At 43.4% G+C, this 22,345-nt stretch carries 20 protein-coding genes and 1 tRNA gene; 12 read left to right on the top strand and 9 right to left on the bottom strand.

All coding sequences use genetic code 11. From position 1 onward, the window contains the following. The first annotated feature begins 144 nt into the window (after positions 1-144). The 9 genes from CQ839_RS17095 to CQ839_RS17055 all read left to right on the top strand — a co-directional run bounded on the left by CQ839_RS17095 (position 145) and on the right by CQ839_RS17055 (position 10,768). Positions 145-729 carry a cell division protein SepF gene (locus tag CQ839_RS17095; RefSeq protein ID WP_103669507.1) on the top strand — a complete coding sequence of 195 codons (585 nt, stop codon included), beginning with the start codon at positions 145-147 and terminating at the stop codon, positions 727-729. A 22-nt stretch (positions 730-751) separates the two neighbouring features. Next, on the top strand, positions 752-1,549 hold the full coding sequence (proC, locus tag CQ839_RS17090) for a pyrroline-5-carboxylate reductase (protein WP_103669506.1): 798 nt from the start codon (positions 752-754) through the stop codon (positions 1,547-1,549). Positions 1,550-1,717: 168 nt separating this feature from the next. Further along, a complete protein-coding gene (gene purM / locus CQ839_RS17085) occupies positions 1,718-2,749 on the top strand; it encodes a phosphoribosylformylglycinamidine cyclo-ligase (protein WP_103669505.1) in 1,032 nt (343 codons plus the stop codon). Between the two features lie 219 nt (positions 2,750-2,968). Then, positions 2,969-4,339 (top strand): P-loop NTPase fold protein, encoded by a 1,371-nt coding sequence (locus tag CQ839_RS17080; protein WP_103669504.1) that lies wholly within the window; start codon positions 2,969-2,971, stop codon positions 4,337-4,339. A gap of 17 nt (positions 4,340-4,356) precedes the next feature. Beyond that, positions 4,357-6,012, top strand: coding sequence for a tetratricopeptide repeat protein (locus CQ839_RS17075; protein ID WP_103669503.1), 1,656 nt, complete (start codon positions 4,357-4,359; stop codon positions 6,010-6,012). Between the two features lie 464 nt (positions 6,013-6,476). Then, positions 6,477-7,241 carry a transposase gene (locus tag CQ839_RS17070; protein ID WP_103669502.1) on the top strand — a complete coding sequence of 255 codons (765 nt, stop codon included), beginning with the start codon at positions 6,477-6,479 and terminating at the stop codon, positions 7,239-7,241. 53 nt (positions 7,242-7,294) lie between these two features. Beyond that, positions 7,295-8,998, top strand: coding sequence for a tetratricopeptide repeat protein (locus CQ839_RS17065; RefSeq protein ID WP_103669501.1), 1,704 nt, complete (start codon positions 7,295-7,297; stop codon positions 8,996-8,998). 247 nt (positions 8,999-9,245) lie between these two features. Next, positions 9,246-10,169, top strand: coding sequence for a methylenetetrahydrofolate reductase (locus CQ839_RS17060; protein WP_103669500.1), 924 nt, complete (start codon positions 9,246-9,248; stop codon positions 10,167-10,169). An 80-nt stretch (positions 10,170-10,249) separates the two neighbouring features. After that, positions 10,250-10,768: a DUF3172 domain-containing protein gene (locus CQ839_RS17055; protein WP_103669499.1), complete on the top strand. Its 519-nt coding sequence runs from the start codon at positions 10,250-10,252 to the stop codon at positions 10,766-10,768. A gap of 181 nt (positions 10,769-10,949) precedes the next feature. Here CQ839_RS17055 and CQ839_RS17050 read toward each other — a convergent pair whose 3' ends face one another. From CQ839_RS17050 to CQ839_RS17030, 5 genes are all read right to left on the bottom strand, one after another. Then, positions 10,950-11,183 (bottom strand): DUF2555 domain-containing protein, encoded by a 234-nt coding sequence (locus CQ839_RS17050; protein WP_103669498.1) that lies wholly within the window; start codon positions 11,181-11,183, stop codon positions 10,950-10,952. Between the two features lie 24 nt (positions 11,184-11,207). Continuing rightward, positions 11,208-11,299: transfer RNA gene (locus tag CQ839_RS17045), tRNA-Ser, on the bottom strand. A 47-nt stretch (positions 11,300-11,346) separates the two neighbouring features. After that, positions 11,347-11,634 carry an MSMEG_0570 family nitrogen starvation response protein gene (locus CQ839_RS17040; RefSeq protein WP_103669497.1) on the bottom strand — a complete coding sequence of 96 codons (288 nt, stop codon included), beginning with the start codon at positions 11,632-11,634 and terminating at the stop codon, positions 11,347-11,349. Between the two features lie 42 nt (positions 11,635-11,676). Continuing rightward, positions 11,677-12,840, bottom strand: a complete 1,164-nt coding sequence (locus tag CQ839_RS17035; RefSeq protein WP_103669496.1) for an MSMEG_0565 family glycosyltransferase — start codon at positions 12,838-12,840, stop codon at positions 11,677-11,679. 3 nt (positions 12,841-12,843) lie between these two features. After that, a complete protein-coding gene (locus CQ839_RS17030; RefSeq protein WP_103669495.1) occupies positions 12,844-13,707 on the bottom strand; it encodes a class I SAM-dependent methyltransferase in 864 nt (287 codons plus the stop codon). Positions 13,708-13,833: 126 nt separating this feature from the next. Between CQ839_RS17030 and CQ839_RS17025 the strand changes: the two genes are divergently transcribed. Next, complete coding sequence (locus CQ839_RS17025; RefSeq protein WP_258040771.1) at positions 13,834-15,120, top strand: NAD(P)/FAD-dependent oxidoreductase; 1,287 nt, start codon at positions 13,834-13,836, stop codon at positions 15,118-15,120. On the opposite strand, the gene CQ839_RS17020 is transcribed toward CQ839_RS17025, so the two are convergent. Then, complete coding sequence (locus CQ839_RS17020) at positions 15,082-16,353, bottom strand: MFS transporter (protein WP_103669493.1); 1,272 nt, start codon at positions 16,351-16,353, stop codon at positions 15,082-15,084. The two genes, CQ839_RS17025 and CQ839_RS17020, sit on opposite strands and share 39 nt — an antisense overlap. Positions 16,354-16,481: 128 nt before the next feature. Continuing rightward, positions 16,482-17,144, bottom strand: coding sequence for a pentapeptide repeat-containing protein (locus CQ839_RS17015; protein WP_103669492.1), 663 nt, complete (start codon positions 17,142-17,144; stop codon positions 16,482-16,484). A gap of 286 nt (positions 17,145-17,430) precedes the next feature. On the opposite strand from CQ839_RS17015, the gene CQ839_RS17010 reads away from it, so the two are divergent. Both CQ839_RS17010 and gcvH read left to right on the top strand, forming a co-directional pair. Then, on the top strand, positions 17,431-18,150 hold the full coding sequence (locus CQ839_RS17010; RefSeq protein WP_103669491.1) for a TerC family protein: 720 nt from the start codon (positions 17,431-17,433) through the stop codon (positions 18,148-18,150). A 74-nt stretch (positions 18,151-18,224) separates the two neighbouring features. Beyond that, positions 18,225-18,611, top strand: coding sequence for a glycine cleavage system protein GcvH (gene gcvH / locus CQ839_RS17005; protein ID WP_103669490.1), 387 nt, complete (start codon positions 18,225-18,227; stop codon positions 18,609-18,611). 29 nt (positions 18,612-18,640) lie between these two features. On the opposite strand, the gene CQ839_RS17000 is transcribed toward gcvH, so the two are convergent. Both CQ839_RS17000 and CQ839_RS16995 read right to left on the bottom strand, forming a co-directional pair. Then, positions 18,641-19,279 (bottom strand): TMEM165/GDT1 family protein, encoded by a 639-nt coding sequence (locus tag CQ839_RS17000; RefSeq protein WP_103669489.1) that lies wholly within the window; start codon positions 19,277-19,279, stop codon positions 18,641-18,643. 190 nt (positions 19,280-19,469) lie between these two features. Beyond that, positions 19,470-22,130 (bottom strand): ATP-binding protein, encoded by a 2,661-nt coding sequence (locus CQ839_RS16995; protein WP_103669488.1) that lies wholly within the window; start codon positions 22,128-22,130, stop codon positions 19,470-19,472. Positions 22,131-22,345 lie beyond the last annotated feature (215 nt).

Here is a 22,345-nt window from a genome sequence, read left to right as displayed (position 1 = left end):
AAGGCAACTTAGCACAACTAGACAAAGCAACTCTTTACATTGTTTAAGACTGCTTTATTAGATTGCACTCCTCATCTAGTCTAGAAGTATGATGTTTCGGTTTCCAAGCCAAAACTGAGGAGCAAACACTAGGAGTTAATTACGATGGGAATTTTTACTAAGCTCAAGGATTTTGTTGGTTTGTCTGAAGCTCAAGAGTACGAATATGAGTACGATGAAGCTTCTGGCCGTGAATACCAAGACATTTATCAAGAAGATAATGGCGCGATCGCACCAGAACCTGAAGAGCCTCAAGCTCGCCGCACCCGTGAACGTCCCACCGCTTTAAGAGCAACTTCTGAAAACATGAGCAATGTAATTGGTATGCCTGGCGCTGCAAATGGTTTGTCCCAAGTAATGGTGATGGAGCCTCGCAGCTTTGAAGAAATGCCTCAAGCAATCCAAGCATTGCGTGAACGCAAATCAGTTGTGCTGAACTTGACGATGATGGACCCCGATCAAGCTCAACGTGCAGTTGACTTTGTTGCTGGTGGTACTTATGCCCTTGATGGTCATCAAGAACGCATTGGCGATAGCATCTTCCTGTTTGCACCTTCCTGCGTTCAAGTTTCATCACAATCTTCAGTATTGAACGAAGCACCAATGCCTCAGCCTCGCGTAGTACGTCCTACCGCAGCTCCTGCTCCAGCTTGGGCTTCTGAAGCTCCAGTTAGCCGTTTCGCTCAATAAGATCTAGGTTATTGGTGAATCATTGAAAGCTCAACTCAGTATTATCGGTGGCGGTGTAATGGGTGAGGCAATTTTGTCTCGCCTTGTCGCTAGTAATATTTACCTGCCATCCGATGTCTGCGTCAGTGACCCGATGCCAGAGCGTCGTGCGCTCTTAGAAAAAAAGTATGGCGTGCAAGTTACGCCAAATAATTTGGTGGCTGCCGATGCAGAGATTATGCTGCTAGCGGTTAAGCCACAGTCGCTAAATGCGGCGGCAATTGGTCTTGCGAATGCTCCTGCACCTTGTATTGTGTCAATTTTAGCTGGTGTAACTTTGGCTCAGTTAGAGGGGATGTTTCCTTCTAAGTCAATTATCCGAGCCATGCCAAATACACCAGCGCAGGTAGGTGCAGGTGTAACCGCGATCGCTGCTAATGCTTTAGTAACTTCAGCGCAGCTTGATGCTGTGCGAAAAATTTTTGAGGCGGTCGGTACGGTTGTTGAAGTTGCCGAGTCGCTGATGAATGCTGTGACAGGTTTGTCTGGTTCTGGTCCCGCTTACGTTGCGCTCATGATCGAATCAATGGCAGATGGTGGTGTGGCGGCGGGATTGCCGAGAGCGATCGCGATGCAGCTTGCCACCCAAACAGTTTTAGGCACAGCGCAATTATTAAGTGAAACTAAGCTACATCCTGCTCAGCTTAAGGATCAAGTCACTAGTCCCGCAGGTACAACCATTGCTGCGATCGCCCAGTTAGAAAAAGCGGGCTTACGTTCCGCTATGATAGAAGCCGTGCTTGCTGCAACCCGTCGTGCTGAGGAATTGGGCAAGCAATAGTTTTTTTAAGATTCAAATCTCTAAGAGATCCCCCTCAATCCTCCTTAAAAAGGGGGAAGAAGATAATTTTATTCTCCCGCCTTTTTAAGGGGGGCTGGGGGGATCTCTGGGAGTCAAGTCTTAAATGGTTTCTAGAAATTTAATTGAACAGATTGGGAGTTAGAGGTTTTGGATTATCGTCAAGCGGGTGTAGACATCGAAGCAGGTCGTACCTTCGTTGAAAAAATTCGCGATTCTGTTGCACGAACCCATCGTCTAGGCGTACTAGGCGATCTTGGTGGTTTTGGGGGCTGTTTTGAATTGCCCACAGGTTATCGGCAACCCGTTCTCGTTTCAGGTACAGACGGTGTTGGCACAAAGCTAAAAATTGCTCAGGCAGCCAATAAACACGACACGATCGGCATCGATCTCGTGGCGATGTGCGTGAATGATGTGCTGACCTCTGGCGCAGAGCCATTATTTTTCTTAGATTATTTAGCCACTGGCAAACTCGAACCCGATCAACTCGCTGAAGTGGTTAAGGGCATTGCCGATGGTTGTCAGATGGCAGGTTGTGCTTTACTCGGTGGCGAAACAGCGGAGATGCCAGGTTTCTATGGTGTGGGCGAGTATGACGCGGCGGGCTTTTGTGTAGCGATCGCCGAAAAGTCAGAAATGCTTAATGGCACTCAGGTAAATATTGGTGATGTGGTAATTGGTTTAGCGAGTTCGGGTGTGCATAGCAATGGCTACAGTCTTGTTCGCAAGATTATCGAAAGCAAAGGCTATAGCTGGAGCGATAAGTTAGAAATTTCAATTGATACGCAGGACTTAACTTTAGCTGAAATATTTCTCACGCCTACTCAGATTTATGTGAAGCCAGTTTTGGCGGCGCTCAAAGCCAATTTCGGTATTCACGGACTAGCACACATTACAGGCGGCGGTTTACCCGAAAACTTGCCGCGTTGCCTCGGTGAAGGTCAAGCAGTACAAATTGTCCGCAATAGTTGGCAAATTCCTGCTCTGTTTCAGTGGCTCCAGTCTGAGGGAGAAGTTCCCGAACTAGATATGTTTAATACTTTTAATATGGGTATTGGCATGGCGGTAGTCGTTGATCCTGTTAAAGCAGATGATGCGATCGCCTATTTTCAATCTCAAGGTTTTGTAACGAACCGCATCGGTGAAGTAATCGCAGCAGAGCGATCGCTGATTTTTGCTTAGCAGTAGCCCTGCACTCAAGTGCGGGCTAAAAGCTCAAACCCGTTGAAACGGGTTAATTAGAAGTATTCTTTAGTCCACTTCAGTGGACTTTAGCTTTTAGCCAAGAACTTGAGTTCTTGGTTTAGTTCTATTGCTGAAAGTTGCGATCGCATGGTTGACTTGCCCAGTAATTAATCGGGTGGTCTATAATGCTGTCAAATCCACTCGCAATCTACCCCCATGTCTCAAGATCTGCTGTCTCAGATTTATAACGCTTTCGACCCGTTTCAGCCTCTAGATGCTGAGAAGGATCAAGATCTCTATGTGGATTTTCAGAAGGCGCGGGGTAATGCCAAAATCGAGCGGGACTTGGGGCGCAAAATCGAGCGTAGCCAGAATAAGCCTCTGGCACAACTATATGCAGGGCATCGCGGTACGGGAAAATCGACTGAGTTATTACGGTTAAAGAAATATTTAGAAGAACGCAAGTGTCATGTGGTCTATTTTGCGGCGGATGAAGGAGATATCGATCCTGAAGATGCTCAGTATACGGATATTCTGATTGCTTGTACGCGGCATTTATTGGAAAATCTCAAGCAAGCTGATCGCCGCATCTTTTTGCCTTGGCTAGAGGCGCGTTGGCAGGATTTAATTGATTTGGCTCTGACAGAAATTAAGTTTGATGACCTGAAATTGGAAATTGGGGCAAAAGCAACAAACAATGTATCAGAATTATTTGCCAAACTATCTACCAGTATTCGAGCAATTCCTAGCGAAAGACAAAAGATTCGCGATAAGTTGAATGCTCATACGGTTACTTTGCTACAGACATTGCAAGCGTTTATTGCCGATGCAAAGAGAAAGCTCCCTGATGGCAAAGAACAGCTAGTGGTGATTGTGGATAACTTGGATCGGGTCGTACCAATTCGGCGTGAAGATGGACGCACCAATCATGAAGAGATATTTATTGACCGCGCTGAGCAGTTGAGGGGTTTGGGCTGTCATGTAATTTATACAATTCCCATTTCTATCGCCTATTCTCGCGCGAACGATCTGGCTAATCTCTACGATCGCGAACCTTCGGTATTGCCGATTACTTCGATCAATGCGCCTGATGGCAATCCCTATGAGGAAGGTAGACAGGAGTTGCAGGATTTGATTGCCAAGCGAGTTCATCGTCATGCATCTGAGGCAAAGCTCTTTCCTGATGTGTTTGAGAGCGAGGCGGTGTTGTTGCGGTTGTGTGAGATGAGTGGTGGTCACGTTCGCGATCTGTTGCGGCTGGTGCGAACTGCTTTTGATTATATTGACGAATTGCCGCTTACGAAGGAGGCTGTGGATCTGGCAATTACGGGAACGCGGGATACCTATCGGCGCTCCGTTGAAGATGAGAAGGAATGGAAAGTATTAGCACAGGTATCGCGGGACAATATTTTGAGCGGTGAAGCGGTGATCTATCGCAAATTACTGTTTAGTCGATGCATTTTGCAATATGCCTTTTTGGGTGCGAATGAAGATGGTGAGGCGGATTTGCTGATTTGGTATGACGTGCATCCTTTAATTCGTGGGATTCAACAGTTTCAAAGTGCGCTAAAGAATTTACCAGTATAAAAGCATAAAACAAGTATATGAATTCTCCAGATGTAGCGATCGAACCAGATATTCATCCCGATGCTGAGACATCCTACAAAGCCCTGCGGCGAGCGATTCAGCGTGGGGTGGGTTTTAGTTTGTTGTTTGTGCGTTGTACGCCTATCAAGGGTGAGGAGATTGTGGAACGCATTAAAGAGGATTTGCCACAAAAACGAATTGAAGTGCTTAATCTAGACGCTAATACGGAAAATCTCTATCATTTAGTCGAAAATCTAACCGAAGAACAAAGTTTTGATGTTCTATTTATTCGTGGTTTGGAAGAGTCGCTATTTCAATATGAAGATCGCGAACAGTTAGGGATTTTGGATCGCAGTAAGGGGACTGGTTATGGTGGGAATTGGGAATCAATACCGCGTATTCTAGGACATTTGAATCTCAGTCGCGAAAGGTTTCGGGATAATTTTAAGCTCTGCTTTGTATTCCTGTTACCCGATTTTGCTCTGAACTATTTCATCCGCCGCGCTCCTGATTTTTTTGACTGGCGGTCTAATGTCTATGAGTTTCCTACAGAAAGAGAATTAGTAAGCCGTGAATCTTATCATTTAGCTTATCTTGATGGTAGTTATCAAGAATATTGCGAACAACTTCCCGAACAACGAATTGCTAAATTAGCAAAAATCAAATCCTATCTTGAAGAAGACCTTGATTATAAAGAAAGATCTAGTCTATGGTATGAAAAAGGACTAATTCATGCTGCCGCAAACGAATACGAAGAGGCAATCAACTCTTATGACTACGCTCTTTCTATCAGATCAGATTATCCCGAAGCTTGTAATAGCCGAGGTAATGCACTAGTTAACTTAGGCAGATATCAGGAAGCTATCAGAGCTTATGATCGTGCTTTAGCAATCAACTCTGACTATAATGAGGCGTGGCAGAATCGAGGTATTGCTTTAGCAAATTTAGGCAAAAATGAGAAAGCAATTATCTCCTATGACCGCGCTCTTGCTATCAGTCCTAAAGATCACAAAGTATTGTATAGCCGAGGGAATGCGCTATTTAACTTAGGAAGACATGAAGAATCAATCATATTTTATGACAAAGCTCTTGACATCAAAACTGATAATCATCAAATATGGAACAATCGAGGAAATGCACTATTCCATTTAGGAAGATACGAAGAAGCGATCGAATCCTATAATAAAGCTCTTGAAATTAAACCCAATGATTACAAAGTATTGTGTGATAGAAGCAATACTCTATTTAACTTAGGAAGATATGAAGAAGCAATCGAATCCTATGATAAAGCTCTTGAAATCAAACCCGATGATTACAAAATATTGTTCAAACAAGGTGTTTTATTAAGAAATTTAGGAAGATATGAAGAAGCAATCGAATTCTACGATAAGGCTCTTGAAATCAAGCCTGACGATCAAGAAACATGGTACAACCGAGTTATTACACTAGGTATATCGGGAAGATACGAAGAAGCTTCTAAAGCTTACAATCAATTTAAAGATATAAAAACTAACGATAACTATTATCTAAACCATCTTCAATTTATTTTAGGAACTTCAGAAGGAGAACTTGCAGCTTATGGCAAAGACGAATTTTTTTGGCGATTAACTATGCTAAGAGAATTTCGAGAACGGGATTATATCCTACGAACAAGGGTTAGAAGACGAACCTGATACCCTATACATTAGCACCTCCAAAAAGCAATCCAACTCAATCCTGAAGAAAGTCGCGAAATAGCAAAGACCGAATCAGATTTTGACAATATCCGCCACGATCCACGCTTTCAAGCCTTGATACAATAAAAGTGTTGTGGGGACTGTAGGGGCGGGTTTAGTTGGCAATTTTATGCTTAAAGCAAAATCTATCTACAAATCCCGCCCCTACGCAATCAATATCACTTTCCGCAAAACCCCGTCCCTACCGAGGATTTGGGGATTGCAGATAATAATATTTTGGGCGATCGCAACGGTTTCGGAATGATGTTGGAACCGTATTGTAGGGACGGGTTTAATTGTTAATATTGTAGGGGCGGGTTTAGTTGACAATTCTGTACTAAAAGCAAAATCTATCTGCGAAACCCGCCCCTACGCAATCTCGATATCTGCAAAAACTGTCCCTACACAATCTTGATAATGCCATGAAATACGATCGCGAAAAACACCATCGTCGCTCTATTCGGCTCAAAGGATACGACTATTCATCTGTAGGCAGTTATTTCATCACCATTTGTACTTTTCAACGAGAATGCCTATTTGGAACAATTAGTGATGGAGAAATGCAGTTAAATCAATATGGAAAAATCGTCTATACCCATTGGCAAAACTTACCTAAATACCATCCCAGATTGGAATTAGATGAATTTGTCATAATGCCCAACCACGTCCACGGCATTCTATTTTTGATAGATAACAATGATATTTCTCTGGATCACGACAATTCTGTAGGGGCGGGTTTAGCAGACAATTTCATCCTTGAGAACCAAAATCCATTTCCAAAACCCGCCCCTACAAACGGTTTAACAGATAATTCTGCACTTAATAACAAAGATTTATACGATACCGTGGGGGCGGGTTTAGCTGATAATTTTGTGCTGAATGCAGGATCTATCTGCAAAACCCGCCCCTACACAATCTCAATTCCTGCAAAAACCGCCCCTACAAAGAATTTTGCAACAGAGAACAATCATGGAATCCCAGAAATTATTCGCGGATTTAAAACATTCTCTGCTCGCCACATTAACCAGATTCGTCATACATCAGGAATTCCTGTGTGGCAGCGCAATTATCACGAGCATATCATTCGCGATGAAACATCATTACAAAAGATTCGCCAGTATATCCAAACAAACCCAAATTTATGGCAGGTTGACCAACTGCATCCCAATAATCCCTCTAAATGGTAAATTGCACTCCGTCGTATTGCCCAAATAATTGCTCCTTAAATTAGAATTTAACTATGATTGAGATTGCCGTATTTGTTTTTCTGGGATGGATATTGTCATTGTGTTTGCATGAGTTTGGACATGCGATCGCAGCCTATTATGGGGGAGATACTTCGGTAAAAGCAAAAGGATATTTGACACTCAATCCACTCAAATATGTCGATCCTGTGGTGACACTGATTATGCCCATGATTTTTCTGTTGATGGGAGGGATTGGACTACCAGGAGCGGCAGTATACATTAATTCTAGTCAGATTCGTAACCGCATGTGGTTGAGCCTGACTTCGATCGCGGGGCCATTTGCTAGCTTGGTATCGGCGCTAATTCTAGTAGCCATCTATAAATTTAGTATTAGTCAACTATCTCCAGTCAGTCTTAATGAGTTGATGCAACTGAAATATGCTTCTCAATTATCTACTGACGTTCTCTTTAATATGTACATGCCAGAAATCTCAAAGCACTGGTTCATCTTTGGCTTGTCAATACTTATTTATTTGGAAGTATTTTCGGTAATTCTTAATCTTCTACCCATTCCTTCTCTAGATGGGTATGGCGCGATCGAGCCTTGGTTGCCGCTGTCTTGGCGGGCAAAACTAGAGCCTGTAAAAAAATATGGATTTGCGATTTTTCTGGCTTTATTTTGGTTTTTGCCCACATTCAGTAGGCAGTTCTCTCGATCGATTATGCAGCTTACGGGATTGTTCGATATTGATCCAAACTACATCAGAACAGGATTTACATTATTCCAACAAGCATCTACGCCTATGGCTGTAGCCATATTAGTCATATTTATCGTCATTCGTAAGCTCACGATTAAAAAACATGAAGCTCTATATGAAAGCGCTTTAGCACATCAGCGTTCGAGAAAATTAGATGCAGCTTTGAAAGATGTAGAAAAAGCGATCGCAATTCAGCCTGATTTCCAGAAAGCCTTGCTGTTGAAGGCAGATATTCTTTATGAACGCCAAGATTATGCAGCAGCAGGGAGTATTTGGGAAGCATACCTCTCCACCCATCCTCACGACTTGGATGTGCAGCAAAACTCTATCCGCGTCTTGGGCAAGCTTGGTCGAAATGAAGAAGCTTTAGATTTATGCGATCGCCTTTTATTTGACAATCCTCATAATGCTTATATTTGGCAACTGAAAGTATGGATATTAAATAATTTGCAAGATGACGAGCGAGTATTGGAGGCTTGCGATCGCGGTATCGAGATCAAGCCAGATACAGTCTATTTTTGGAATGTCAAAGCCGAGATCTTCACAAGCAGCGAATCTTGGCAAGAGGCTTTACATACCTATCAAAAAGTCACAGAAATAGATAGAAGAAATATCTCTGCTTGGGTATCTCAATCCAAGATTTTAATAAAATTAAATCGATTAGAGAATGCTCTTGTCTGTAGCGATCGCGCTCTGCAAATTGATCCGCGCGAATTAGATACACTTCACTACCACAGTTATATTCTTTGCTTACTCAATCGACTCGATGAAGCAATTGATTTTCTGGATCGTATCCTCAGAATCGATCCTAAGCGTTCTGTAGCTTTTTACAATAAAGCTTGCTGCTATGCCGAGCGTAACCAGTTAGATTTAGCGATCGCCAATCTCAAATCAGCAATTCTTTATGACAGTAGTTTGGAACTAAAGGAACAAGCTAAAACCGATGAAAGTTTTGCCAAAATTCGAGATACTTCAGAATTTCAACAATTACTCGCATGAAATTAGCCTTGCACTCAAGTGCAGGCTAAAAGGTCAAACCCGTTGAAACGGGTTGCATAAAATTAACAAGATGGGCATTGCCCACCCGACTAATTACTGCCCACCCGACTAATTGCGTAGAAGTAATCTTTAGTCCACTTCAGTGGACTTGCGCTTTTAGCCAAGAACTTGAGTTCTTGGCTTAGCTTGCGATCGCAATAGTTTAAAATGCAGTCATTCTTAAAATTTTCTAATAGTTTTGTTTCGCATGATCGATTCGCCCCAGCCAATAGTTGAACGACCCTTTCATAAGTTTCGTAAGGCGATCGCCAATAAGGAATTTCTAATTACGGCTGAGGTATCGCCACCCAAGGGCAGCGACCCCACCCATATGCTCGCACAAACGCGATCGCTCAAAGGGCGAGTTCATGCTGTAAATATTACTGATTCTAGTCGGGCGGTGATGAGCATGAGTCCCGTCGCTGCATCAGTCTTGATCCAGCAGCAGATCGGGCTCGAAACTGTTTGTCAACTTGCCTGTCGCGATCGCAATCGGATTGCATTGCAAGGAGATTTATTTGGGGCGGCAGCGTTAGGAATTACCAATATTCTTGCGCTCACGGGCGATCCCGTAAAAGCTGGAGATTCACCCGATGCGCGATCGGTGTTTGACTATGAATCGGTGCGATTATTACAATTAATTCAAAAGCTTAATCAAGGATTTGATGCCAACGGCAAAGCATTGCCTCATCAAGGTACAGACTTTTTAGCAGGAGCCGCAGTTGATCCGCAGTCGCCCAGTTGGTCAGGTTTACAAAAGCGGTTTGAGCGCAAGATTAATGCAGGGGCACAATTTTTTCAAAGTCAATTAATTACCGATTTTGATCGCCTCGATAAATTTGTCAATCAAATCGCCAATCAATCCGACAAGCCAATTCTGGCGGGAATATTTTTAATTAAATCCGCCAAAAATGCTGTATTTCTAAATAAGTTTGTACCAGGGGTACAAATACCTGACCATATCATTGACCGCCTAGCCCAAGCTAAATCACCCTTAAAGGAAGGCATGGCGATCGCTGCCGAACAAATCCAAACAGCTCGGCAAATCTGCCAAGGCGTTCATATCATGGCAATCAAAGCTGAACACTTGATTCCAGAGATTCTAGACCTTGCAGGCGTGTCAATTATCTAACTTTAGGGAGGTTTACTTTATAAAACTTCCTAAATCTCAACACATTCGGTTAATCTAAGGAATCACCCTACCTAACATCTATGGCAAGACGTAGATATTCTTCAACCCTGAATACACCTCCCACTGAACCAAGATCGAACGGGACAACGACCAAACTGGCGATCGCAGGCGCGATTTTTGCGGTCGGTATTGGTGTTGGTATTGCCCTGTCTACGCTCAACCCTACGCCGCGTACTGTTGATGCGATTCGTTTAGATAACCTTGCCCCTAGCCGTGATTTTTGTAATAACTATGGCGCATCGGCAATGGTGATGAGTAGCCGTGTCTATGTCACACTCAACCCTTTTAACGTTTTCATCAGCCAAGCTGAACCTGTCCCAGGATGTGTAGTTTTGCCGAATAACTGGAACGTGCTTTTACAAAAAAATGTGATTAAAGAATCAGATATTCGTCAATGTAAGGACAGGATGAATACCTTTGGCTTTACAGGCGATCTAGAAAAAGCTCCCACCGTTGATTGTATTTACGAAAGCAAAAATGCTTCCGAAAAGTTTACTAACGGTCTACCAGCCTCGCCGAGTCCTAGCCCTCAACCATAAAAAAAGTGCGCTAGGCGCACTTTTTTATTTTCAATGGAGGGTGTGTTAGCGTCAGCGTAACGCACATAATAAAAACAAACGGTGCGTCGCGCTATCGCTAACACACCCTACGAGTAGCGTAAAAAAAGCAAAATAAAAGGCGATGCTAAGCATCGCCTTTTATTTTGCTTTTTTTAGATATTTAACATTCGTCAAATGATTCAACATCTAACAAATGGCGGTATGGCTCGGCTAGCTCTGAGCCTTTAAAAGCTAGTGCTCGCAAAATATGCCAATCACTTAAGCTCTCAAAAGCATTGGCATAGTCATCACGTTCTAAACGATCAGCGATCGCAGCAACATCTGACGCACTAAATTTACTAGGATCGACTTCTGGAGCTTCGCCAACTACATCCTTTGAAGGGTTATTAACCATATCGCTCTATGACAGTCCTGTGAACGGAGAGAGAGGGATTTGAACCCTCGGTACGGAGTTACCTGCCGTACAACAGATTAGCAATCTGCCGCTTTCGTCCACTCAGCCATCTCTCCAAATTTATTAGGAATTATATCTTATCAGATACCGTGCATAATGCAACCTAATTGTTAAATTTAATAAATTTCACTTTGGGTTGCTTGTTCTGAGCGAACTTCGCCGCCTTAGCCTCGATTTCTTGCAACTGTCCCAAAGCCAATCCACAGGGAAATCCATACTTGGCTTTAACGCGATCGCTAGCAATATTTAGAGCAGTACGCGATCGTTCAACAAAATCCACGAGGTCGTATTCGGTATCTGCTGCGAAATATTCTTTGACGATCAAAGATGGCGAATAGCAGGAATCTTGAGATTCATCTGGCCAAACAATTTGAAAACGAACTTCAGGCATAAAAGCTCCATCACAATTAGGTTAGGCGGCTCTTCGCGTCGCCTAACCTAATTTTTGCATTTTTTTGTAATGAGCTGTATGCATCTGTGCCGAATTTTCCCATGTATATTTTGGCAAAATGGACTGGCTAGCTTGCACTAAAGCCTGACTAACATCAGATTGCCTAATTAAGCGCATTGCTTGAGCGATCGCACCCACATCGTCAGGATTAACCAGCAAAGCTTGTTGATTAGATAAAAATTCGGTAAAGGGTGGACAGTTAGAAGTGATGATTGGTAGCCCCGATGCGATCGCTTCCATGATTACCAAACCCCAACCCTCTTTGGCGGATGGAAAGACAAAAGCATCAGCACAACGATAAAGTGCAGGTAATTCAGCATCAGTGAGAACTCCTGTAATGATTAGGGATTTGGCAATATCTAGTTCCTGTGCGATCGCTAGAAATTGATCGCGATAGGCTTGATAGTCAAATAATGTTGCCCCTCCCGCAATCACCAACTGAGCCTTGGGAAAGTCCGCTAGAACCTGAGCAAAAGCTTGAATCAACTTAATTGAATTCTTGCGTGGTTCAATCCCCCCCACAGTCAGATAAATCGGCGCATTTGTTAACCCCAATTTTAAACCAAATTTTTGGCTGATTTGGGATTCTGTACCATTGCAATCGCTAGAAAATCTTTGCAAATTGACACCGTTAATCACTCGCGGCGCATGGATTTGGTAATGTTCATAAATTTGGGCTTGCCAGCCTTCACTCACGCATAAACATAGCTCTGCTTCTCGAATTGAGCGATCCTGACAAGCCTGTAAGTAAGGGCTATTGTAATCTTCGATATGGTGAATGGTGCGCACAAAGTGGGGAATGAGTCCTTGCGATCGCAAAATCGCCAAAGCATTGGCACTGATGCAGTCCTGAGCGTGATAAATATCATAATCTAGTGACGAGTTCTGCAAATAATCCACAAATTCCTGAATGCGTTGCTGAATTAGTTGATCTATTTCCTGTGATGCAGGTTGCGCAAGAATTGGTTGAAATTCGCAGGACAAATGGCGCTCAAATCCTGAGCCATCTTTATCTAATGCATAGATACATACTTGATGTCCTAAAGCTTGCAATGCTTCCGCAAGTTCTAGGGTATGGATCACGCTCCCTCTAGGTTTTGTGGAATAAGTGAGTAAAGCGATGCGTAATTTAGAAAACTGCGGCATGGATTATATTTTATGGGCAACGTGAAAAGCGGAGATGAAAGAAAGCTTTAGGCGATCGCCATGATTTTTATGGAGGACTTCTCTCAATTTTGTAAATAGACTAGTTCTGACTTCTTCAGCTAGAGCAATATATGGCGAAAGCGTACTCAAAAGTAGTAGATAGTCATCAAGGCTATAGTTGACTTGATAAATTGCAGATTCATAATTGACATTTTTAAAATATCCTGAATCACTGATCATCTCACTGAACTTCATAAAATCTGCTTGATGATTGGCTCTGCCTTCATGTCTGGGATATAGAGGGATAGAAGGTGCTAAGACCTCATAAATCTCATCAACTAATTGATAAGTTTCTTGATCTAATTGTGGTGGAGTATTCCATAACAAAATGAGTGAGCCTTTTGCTTTCAATGCTGCTGCCGATTTGACATAGGCGATCGCAGGATCGATCCAATGCCAAGATGTTGCGGCTAGAACTGCATCAAAGTAATCGCGTTTTAATTCCCATTCTTCAAAGGCTAGATTTTGAACTTCGACATTAGGATATTCTGCACAATTGAGTTTCGCTAAGTCTGAAGCTTCTCGATTTGGCTCCAGACTCAATAGCGAAAAGCCAAGCTGAGCAAGTGGCACTGTTGCGATCGCGGGACCACAACCTAATTCTAAAATTTTGGCTTTTGGGGGCAACTGAGCAAGCTGTATTGCTCGTTCAATTACAGGTTGTGGATATCGGGGTCTGACACGATTATAGGCTTCAGCGACGGAGCCATACCAATTTTTTCTTTCGCCTAAGTCTTTGCCAGCGTAGTCTTTTACTACTTCTGTCCAAGTTTTGTTACTAATATCACCTCGTTTTTCTTTACCCATTATTTTTGCCTCTACAGCAGTTTGCACATTGCTTAACTTTATCGCAACCCCAACTCAAGTTCTTGGTTTATTCGCGTAACATCAATATAGCCCTGCACTCAAGTGCGGGCTAAAAGCTCAAACCCGTTGAAACGGGTTACGGAAAAGTATTCTTTAGTCCACTTCAGTGGACTTGCGCTTTTAGCTAAGAACTTGAGTTCTTGGTTTATTCGCGTAACATCAATATATAGAGAAACTCCGTCAAGGCAAAACATGAATTACGATGCGATCGCGATCGGGGCAGGGCTGTCGGGCTGTAGCGCTGCCATTCAATTAGCAAAACTTGGCTACCGCGTCCTTTTGCTAGAGCAAAGTCATTACCCAATGCACAAACTCTGTGGCGAGTTTCTATCCGTTGAAGTAACCGCAGCATTTGAGCATCTGGGCATACTAGAGCAGGTGCATAAAATTGGTGCTCAGCCAATTCATCGGGCTTACTTGACCACTGCTAACGGTGCATCATTTCGCAGTAAGCTCCCTAGCACAGCATTAGGACTAAGCCGCTATCAACTAGACTTGATGCTATTTCAACGGGCGCAAGCGGTGAATGTAACTTGTATCGATAACATCAAGGTTACAGGCGTTACAGGAAATCTCTCAGAAGGATTTACGGTGAATACGACTAAAGGAGAATTCTCTGGACGGATCGTATTGGGTGCATTTGGTAAACGTTCATCGCTCGATCGCAGTCTTAATCGGTCATTTGTGCAAAAGCGATCGCCTTGGATTGCTTACAAAGGACATTTCACAGGTGTAGATATAGCCGATGTGATTGAATTACATGCTTTCCCAAGCGGCTATTGCGGATTATCGCAGATCGAAACAGGGGAAATAAATGTTTGTTGGATTGCCCATGAACGGGTGATGAAGGAGCCAACGCATCCAGAATTAGATATTCCTGAATCCTTAGCCCAAAATCCTGTATTAGCAGATCGCTTTCGCCATATGCAAAGAGTTTCAACTTCATTGCAAGGATTAAGCCAGATTAGCTTTGAGCTGAAAGAGAACTTTCACAATGATATTTGCATGATTGGCGATACAGCAGGGATGATTACGCCGCTGTGTGGTGACGGTATGGCGATGGCATTGCGGTCAGCGGAAATCGCGGTTCCTTTTGTGAGTCAATTTCTGGAACGTCAAATCACGGCTGTCACCTTTAAACAACAATATGCGATCGCATGGCGTAAGGAATTTCAAACGCGCTTGCAACTCGGCAGAATCATGCATAATTGCTTTGTCCAGCCTCCTCTAGCGAATATGGGCGTGAGCCTATGTCAAATGGTTCCTGCTTTAGGGAATTGGATTATCGGTGCAACCCGTGGTAAGCCACAGCAGTTAATCAGTAACGAGTTTGCCAGTAATGCGCTCTCCTAATGCTATGCCCACACCTGCGGCAAGAAAGGCGATCGCCGTTAACAAAATCACGTTTGGCGTTGAGAGCATCTCCGCAGGTTTAGGAACCAGATAACCAAAAACTGCGATCGCCCCCGACAGTCCTCCGAAGAACATCCCCACCGTCAATCCACTTAGGGATTTAGGAACCATTGTCAGAGCAAAAGCAATCATGCCATTGTTGACCGCACTGAGGCAGGTGAGCATAAATAGAATGATGATAATCGTAGCGATCGCACCATAGCCAACTGATAACAATCCTAATCCTGCGGCAATACAGCCCAAACTAATAATCATTAGGCGTTTGTTATCTATTAACTTCGAGACTCTACCCGTCAGTAAAGCTAACAAGCCTTGGGCAATCAGTGCCGCTCCCATTAATAGCTCAAAAGACAAACCAGTAAATCCTGTAACATCCGCTTTGATCGCCCGTGGCAACACATCGTTCATCAGCAAGCGCAGCCCTAAGCCGATCGCCGCACCAACCAACAGGACAATCGCTAAGTTACTCAAACAAGCTCTGATTGGTAAGGGTTCATTTTTTTCTAATTTTTCTAATTCTGGATTGAGATTTTTAGGAATGTAGATCATCGCACTCCGCAATCCTGCCACACTTGCTAGCAGGACAATTGAAGCGATCGTAAAAGTCGCAGGTGCGCCCAGACTCAAAATAAATTTCGTCGCCAAAGGTCTGATCGACCCAACAAAGCCACCAACTAGCGTTAAAACACTGCCTGCCTGTGGTAATTTCGTTGCCCCTGCAAAGATACCAAGCAAGCACATGACTGGACTCCGAAAAGATGCCATGACGATCGCCCAGAGTATCGCTAGGCTGAGTAACAGTATGCGCGTAATTTCGTTGGCTCCACCAAAGATGGCAACACAGGGTAATCCAATAAATAAAGCCGTCGAGGCAATCACAGTGGCAACAATGAAGGGCATTCGTGTGCTATACCAACGCTGCCAGCGATCGGACAGACCACCAAATAATGGCTCGACAATTACCGCGATCACGTTTTCGATTACCAGTATTAGCGCTGCAAACTGTTGTGCTTGACTGGTTGGATAGCCAAAAACCTGTTCGATAAACTGCGGTAAATAGATCGCATAAGCGATCCAAGTTAGAGTCATTGCTCCCTGAACTGATGCTAAGCCCCATACTTGGAGCCAACGCACTTGATCAGGCGCTTGATTTGATGGTGATGCGATCGTCATTAAAAACTCTCTAACAAGTACTTTCTACGTCAAAAGCTCCAAGAGAACCCCCTCAATCCCCCTTAAAAAGGGGGAAGAATTTAATTCTCCCCCCTTTTTAAGGGGGGCTGGGGGATCTAGCGCAATCCTTAAAACTGCATACAGCCTTGCATCGAAACTTTGCCGTCGGGCATGGTTGCACGGCAAAGATTAGCTTGACTTAGATCTACATTGGTTACATTGGCATTGGTGAGGTCAGCACGATACAAATCCGCACCCTTGAGATTTGCGCCAGTCAAATCTGCACCATATAAGCTTGCGTTGCGCAAAGAGGCATTAGCTAGATTAGCGCCGTTGAGCTTGGCATAAACCAACTCGATATCAATCAAGTTAGAGTTTTGCAAATTCGCTTCGGTTAAATCAGCATATTTCCAGCGACTATTACGAGCATTTGCCCCAGACAAATTTACTTGAATCAAATCGCTATGAATCAAGAAAGTATTTCGCAGATCGGAGTTGCTGAGATCTGCGCCACGAAAATCAGCATAATACATGGTGCTAAAAGCCAAAGTTGCCCCAGAGAGAGAGCTTTTGCGCAGATCGGCAACATCAAGGAATGATTCACGTAAATTGACCCCATTGGCAGCAATGCCACTTAGCTCGCATCGCTGACAAGTACGATGAGCCAAAAGTTCTTGGAGATGTCCAGCATTTTGCGCTTGGACGCTTGAGGCTATGCCCATTGTCATAAAGCTAGCCACAAAGGCGCTAGCGATCGCAGTCACGGAGTGAGTAAAGGCTGTTGACTTCATAAAAAAGTACCTAAATTTGGCAATCCCTCTTTAATAATTATCATACGCGCCCTCTATGCAACACCGCAAAATGTAACAAAAAACTAAAAGTAATGAAGGTGCAAAGCATCTGCATTACTTTTAGTTGTTGTCGCCAGTCATGTTAAGAAATAAAACCTAAAAGAGTGTTGCGGCGCTTCGCGCCGCAACACTCTTTTAGGTTTTATGTGACGACAGTTATAGTTGATGGTCTGATGATTTTGTATACTTGTAGTATTTGTTAATGTTTTGTTATGGATAGTATTGAATGTTCGAGCAGTTTCTAGAGACAAATGGTTTGTCATTTCGCCCCGAAGTCATTCCAATTTTGGGAGTACTAATTCTGCTAGAGGCAATTCTGTCTGCGGATAATGCGATCGCCCTTGCTGCGATCGTGCGTAGTTTACCAGACCCTAAGCAAGAAGAATGGGCGCTACGTTACGGCTTAATTGGGGCATTTGTATTGCGGGTGGTATTGATCTTTACGGCAACATGGGTAATTAAATATTGGCAATTTGAACTAGCTGGCTCGGTATATCTGCTGTGGCTATCAGGAAAATTTTTCTTGGAAAAGTCCCAAGCAGGTCATGATGCACAGCATCCAGTGCGGATGGCAGATAAATTATGGCAAGTTGTCGCTCTGGTCTCATTAACAGACTTGGCTTTTTCCCTTGATAGTGTGACCGCAGCAGTGGCAGTCGCTCAAGAGACTTGGCTAGTGCTGATTGGTGGTGTCGCGGGAATTATCACATTACGCTTTCTAGCAGGACTATTTATCAAGTGGTTAGCAGAATTTACACACCTTGAATCGGCAGGCTATTTGATCGTGTTACTTGTAGGTTTACGTCTATTTATCAAAGTATTTTCTGATAGCTTAGTTCCTCCCGAGTGGTTGATGCTGACTTGCATCGGACTAGTTTTTATCTGGGGATTTTCTAAACGTGAGCCAGTCGATGAAATTGAGGCGATCGCAGAGCAAACCAAATAATTTATAGAGAGGAGCGCAAAGCGCTCCTCTCTTTTGTCTACAATAATCAAGATAGAAAAAGGGAAAATAGCCAGATGTTTGAATATCCTGATGACTTGAAATACACTAACTCCCACGAATATATTCGGCTGGAAGATGACACCGCCACAGTAGGAATTACGGCTTTTGCGATCGATCAACTCGGTGATATTGTGTTTCTCGATCTTCCTGAAGTGGGGACAAGGGTAGAAAAAGGTCAAACCTTCGGCACAATTGAGTCGGTCAAAGCGGTAGAAGATATCTATTCACCCGTAACTGGTACAGTAATGGAATCTAATACATCTCTAGTCGATGACCCTGAAATCATTGGTAATGATCCTTATGGCGCATCATGGTTGCTCAAAGTAAATATCGAAGATGCAGGCGAACTAGCTGGCACTATGTCGGCTAGTGAATATCGCAGTAAGGTAGAAGGAAGCTAGAAAAAATCGGCACTCAGTGCCGATTTTTTTTAAGCTTGAAAGAAAGCAGTTACCCCAAAAACTAGAAACAGAACGCCGCCAATTCCTGTAATTACCCGTTCAGAGATCCTCCCCGCCACTAAACGACCGCCAATCACGGCGATCACTGTGCAGATTCCATGTCCCAAAATTGCCCCAAGGGTTACAAAAATCGGATCATTTGCCGCCGCTAACGCGATCGTACTAATTTGCGTGCGATCGCCCCATTCTGCCAAGAAAGTCATCACAAAAGCCTGTACCCAAACGCCGATTTGTGGATAACGCGCTAAAATCTTGCCAAAAACGGGAATAGAAGTTTGTGGGGTTTGTCCTGCAACAGTTTCCTCGGCTTCCTTTACGACTTCCTCAGTTGAATTAGGAGACATTCGTACTGCATCGACAATTAGCTTGACACCGAAAATCAAAAATAAGGCGATCGCTCCATAGTGAGTATAAACCTTTGGTAATAGCGAGACAGCTTGTCCTAGCAGAACCGATAATACTGTCATCAAAGCCAGTGCAGCTAGCACTGACGAAAACACGATGCGGTGGTTGTAGCGCATCGATAAAATCACAGCGATAAAAAAAGTTTTATCCCCTAATTCCGAAATCGTAATTAGCAATAAACTGGCTGTAAAAGCTTGCAGCAATCTCTTAATTCTCTCTATGATTTAGATTCCATTGTAAATCATAGAGAGAGAATTATTATGCATTTGAGAGTAAATAAAAAGCAGTAAAAGCCTTACTGAAGCTAGATTACAGATAATGAATGAACTATGAACTGATAATGAGCGAACTATGAACTGATAATGAAGCAATAATGAATTGCCTTGATTTTTACTATGTAATTTCTATGTCTTTTAATCGTGGAGGTAATTCGACTGTAAATGTTGAGCCTTGATTAACTACACTTTCTACAGAAATTGTGCCACCCATTAACAAAACAAGCTGCTCGGTAATCGCTAAACCTAGCCCAGTTCCGCCATGTTTTCTTGTGGAGGATTGATCGACTTGACGGAATTGTTCAAAAATTGTGCGCTGGAACTCAGGCTCAATACCAATACCTGTGTCGCGCACAGAGATGAGAATATTTGATGTTGCGAAAGGAGAAATCTGCACTTCTTCGCTAGATGGATTAATGGAATCTGTAGTTATCTCAGATGCAGACATTTCTATACCTGTATTTGGTATTTTCGCATATGTTAGCTCCACACAAACTTCGCCATCATCCGTGAATTTAATCGCATTAGAAACTAAGTTGGTAATCACCTGCTTTATCCGAATCGAGTCATGATAGATCGCACAAGTACCAATATGATTTTCAAATATAAAATTGAGAGATTTGATGGTGGCTAGTGGTTGTAGGCTTTCACAGGTATGGTGAATTAATTCGTCAAGGTTAAAAATTTCTGGATGAGCTTCCATCTTACCTGCTTCAATTTTTGACAGGTCGAGAATATCGTTAATCAAATCCAGTAGATTTTTGCCATTGCGTAGGATTCTCTCCACCATGTCAACTTGGCTTGATGAGAGCGTGTCAAGGCGTTGACGCAATAGCACTTGAGAAAACCCAATAATCGCGTTCATCGGTGTGCGTAGTTCATGACTCATATTCGCCAAGAACTGACTCTTAAGCTGGGTTGCTTCCAATAATTGAGCATTTTGAGCTTCGATTTGGTTAATTAATTGAGCATTGCCGATCGCGATCGCAGCTTGCACTCCAAAAGAAGCCAATAGATTCAAATCTTCACGGGAACTGGCTCGCTCTAACTGGACATGCCCGATCGCTAATACTCCCAAGCGTCCAGAACGACTAGACTCAATGGGCACACACAAAGCACTCTTAACTGGTAGATCCTCAATGAGATGTGATTCCCCTGCCTTAATCTCGATGGGAATTCCTTCTTTAAATACCTGTGCAATCAGATTTTGAGCCTCCAAAGCAAAGGATTCTTGCAGTGGGAAATTCTCTGGCAAGCCTTTTGCGGCTGATAGCGTTAGTCGATTCTCTTTAGGATTGTAGAGAGCAATCACACATATATCTGCCCACATAATCGCATCACAAGTTGCCTCCACCACTGACTCCAAGAGAACATCAAGATCTTGCAACTGCTGGTTAATTAAGTTAGTGAGACGTTGCAAAATACTCATTCGCTTTTGCTGCTCGATCATGATTTTATTTGTCTCTTGCAGCACCTTATCGCGATAACGCTGCTCCGTGACATCTCGTAAAATCATCACACTGCCAATCAGTTCTGATTCAGTACCAACCAACGGTGCAGCTTTAGTACTGAGAATGATTTCATTGCCCTCAGGCGGACGTAAAACCACTTGATCTTCCACAACTTCCCCTGTGGACATGGCGCGAAAAACCACCAGATTGGCTAAGTCCACAGGTTCGCCATCCTGATGTCTGATGTCAAACTGTTTAACAATCTCTTCCATGGATTTCGCAATTACTGGTGATGCGGCTACACCTGCATTTACGGCATTAAAGCTGAGGATTTTACGCCCTGCGGAATTGATTTTGAGAATCCGTCCTGCTGGATCGCTTAGTAATACGCCATCGGCAAGCTGCTCAAAAACAGTAGTTAGTTCCTCACGCTGACGCGCGATCGTTTCAATACTCTGGGCATTGCTAATTGCTGTAGCAAGGCGACGACCAATGGATTGAAGAATATTGCACCCACGATCTGAAAGCGGGGTAAGACTTCCCAAAAACAGCACTCCCACAAGACTGCTTCTGAGCATCAGAGGGTAAGCCGAGAGGCTTTGAGGTAATAAATCTCCCACAGGAGTCCGATAAACCAGAGTTTGTCCTTTGAGGCGATCGCCTTCCCAAATAATCGCTTCTTGTAGTTGTCCAGCTTGACCAACAATGCCTTCGCCAAGGGTGATTTCCGTTAATGCTTGACTAGTTTTATAGCCCCATTCGGCAGCTAATATTAGACATCCGTCAGGACGTGAGGTTGGCATTTCCCAAAGGTAAATGCTACCGAGTTGTGCGCCCGTAAGTTTACAAATTTCTTCTAAACTTGCCTTGATTAATTTGTATTGATCGGTAGTGTTGACTAAAACGCGATCGAGGGACTGTAGCGCAAACTGAATATCACGGGCTTCTAAGGTGGCGGTTTTGCTTTCGAGATGCGCCGCCATACGATTAAATACCTTGGCAAATTCCCCAATTTCATCAGCTCGATTTAATTGCGATCGCGCTGACAAATTGCCAGTAGTTATTTCTTCGGCAGTTTCAGCTAGCTCTGTCAGTGGCGGCTGTATGCTCCGCACAATCGAGAGAGCGACAAATAGCCCAGAACCCAATCCCGTTGATAGAATCACGATCGCTAGCCATGTAGTAAAGGATTCTAGTTCAGGTGTGCCTTGTTGGATATGCAGCAACAAGATCAATGTGGCTGTGGCTAGTAGTGAAATACTAGTGGTCAGCCCAAAAATCAAGCGATTGACTAAACTTTCACGGCGGGGCAGGTTGGCATTAGTCATTAGGCTTTAACTTAGTTTGACGATCTAACTAAGTTGATTCTAGTACTTTTAGTTGTGAATTAAAAACCAAACCCAGTAAGGGTTTTAAAAGCACCAAATGGCGTAGCCATTTGGTGCTTTGGTATTTAAGAAACCATTTAAGAATTACTTTCTGCGGTCAAAAGCTCTAAGAGATCCCCCTCAATCCCCCTTAAAAAGGGGGAAGAATTAAATTC

This window comes from Pseudanabaena sp. BC1403 (assembly GCF_002914585.1).
Taxonomy (GTDB): domain Bacteria; phylum Cyanobacteriota; class Cyanobacteriia; order Pseudanabaenales; family Pseudanabaenaceae; genus Pseudanabaena.
The sequence above is the reverse complement of the archived record's forward strand: the minus strand, read 5'-3'. Positions and strand labels throughout refer to the sequence as shown.

Coding starts and splice junctions, on each gene's coding strand:
- CQ839_RS17015 (WP_103669492.1), bottom strand. CDS start 17,144: ATGAAGTCAACAGCCTTTACTCACTCCGTGACTGCGATCGCTAGCGCC.
- CQ839_RS17030 (WP_103669495.1), bottom strand. CDS start 13,707: ATGGGTAAAGAAAAACGAGGTGATATTAGTAACAAAACTTGGACAGAA.
- CQ839_RS17065 (WP_103669501.1), top strand. CDS start 7,295: ATGATTGAGATTGCCGTATTTGTTTTTCTGGGATGGATATTGTCATTG.
- CQ839_RS17075 (WP_103669503.1), top strand. CDS start 4,357: ATGAATTCTCCAGATGTAGCGATCGAACCAGATATTCATCCCGATGCT.
- CQ839_RS17035 (WP_103669496.1), bottom strand. CDS start 12,840: ATGCCGCAGTTTTCTAAATTACGCATCGCTTTACTCACTTATTCCACA.
- gcvH (WP_103669490.1), top strand. CDS start 18,225: ATGTTTGAATATCCTGATGACTTGAAATACACTAACTCCCACGAATAT.
- CQ839_RS17010 (WP_103669491.1), top strand. CDS start 17,431: ATGTTCGAGCAGTTTCTAGAGACAAATGGTTTGTCATTTCGCCCCGAA.
- CQ839_RS17070 (WP_103669502.1), top strand. CDS start 6,477: ATGAAATACGATCGCGAAAAACACCATCGTCGCTCTATTCGGCTCAAA.
- CQ839_RS17050 (WP_103669498.1), bottom strand. CDS start 11,183: ATGGTTAATAACCCTTCAAAGGATGTAGTTGGCGAAGCTCCAGAAGTC.
- CQ839_RS17020 (WP_103669493.1), bottom strand. CDS start 16,353: ATGACGATCGCATCACCATCAAATCAAGCGCCTGATCAAGTGCGTTGG.
- CQ839_RS17095 (WP_103669507.1), top strand. CDS start 145: ATGGGAATTTTTACTAAGCTCAAGGATTTTGTTGGTTTGTCTGAAGCT.
- CQ839_RS17060 (WP_103669500.1), top strand. CDS start 9,246: ATGATCGATTCGCCCCAGCCAATAGTTGAACGACCCTTTCATAAGTTT.
- CQ839_RS17040 (WP_103669497.1), bottom strand. CDS start 11,634: ATGCCTGAAGTTCGTTTTCAAATTGTTTGGCCAGATGAATCTCAAGAT.
- CQ839_RS17080 (WP_103669504.1), top strand. CDS start 2,969: ATGTCTCAAGATCTGCTGTCTCAGATTTATAACGCTTTCGACCCGTTT.
- CQ839_RS16995 (WP_103669488.1), bottom strand. CDS start 22,130: ATGACTAATGCCAACCTGCCCCGCCGTGAAAGTTTAGTCAATCGCTTG.
- CQ839_RS17055 (WP_103669499.1), top strand. CDS start 10,250: ATGGCAAGACGTAGATATTCTTCAACCCTGAATACACCTCCCACTGAA.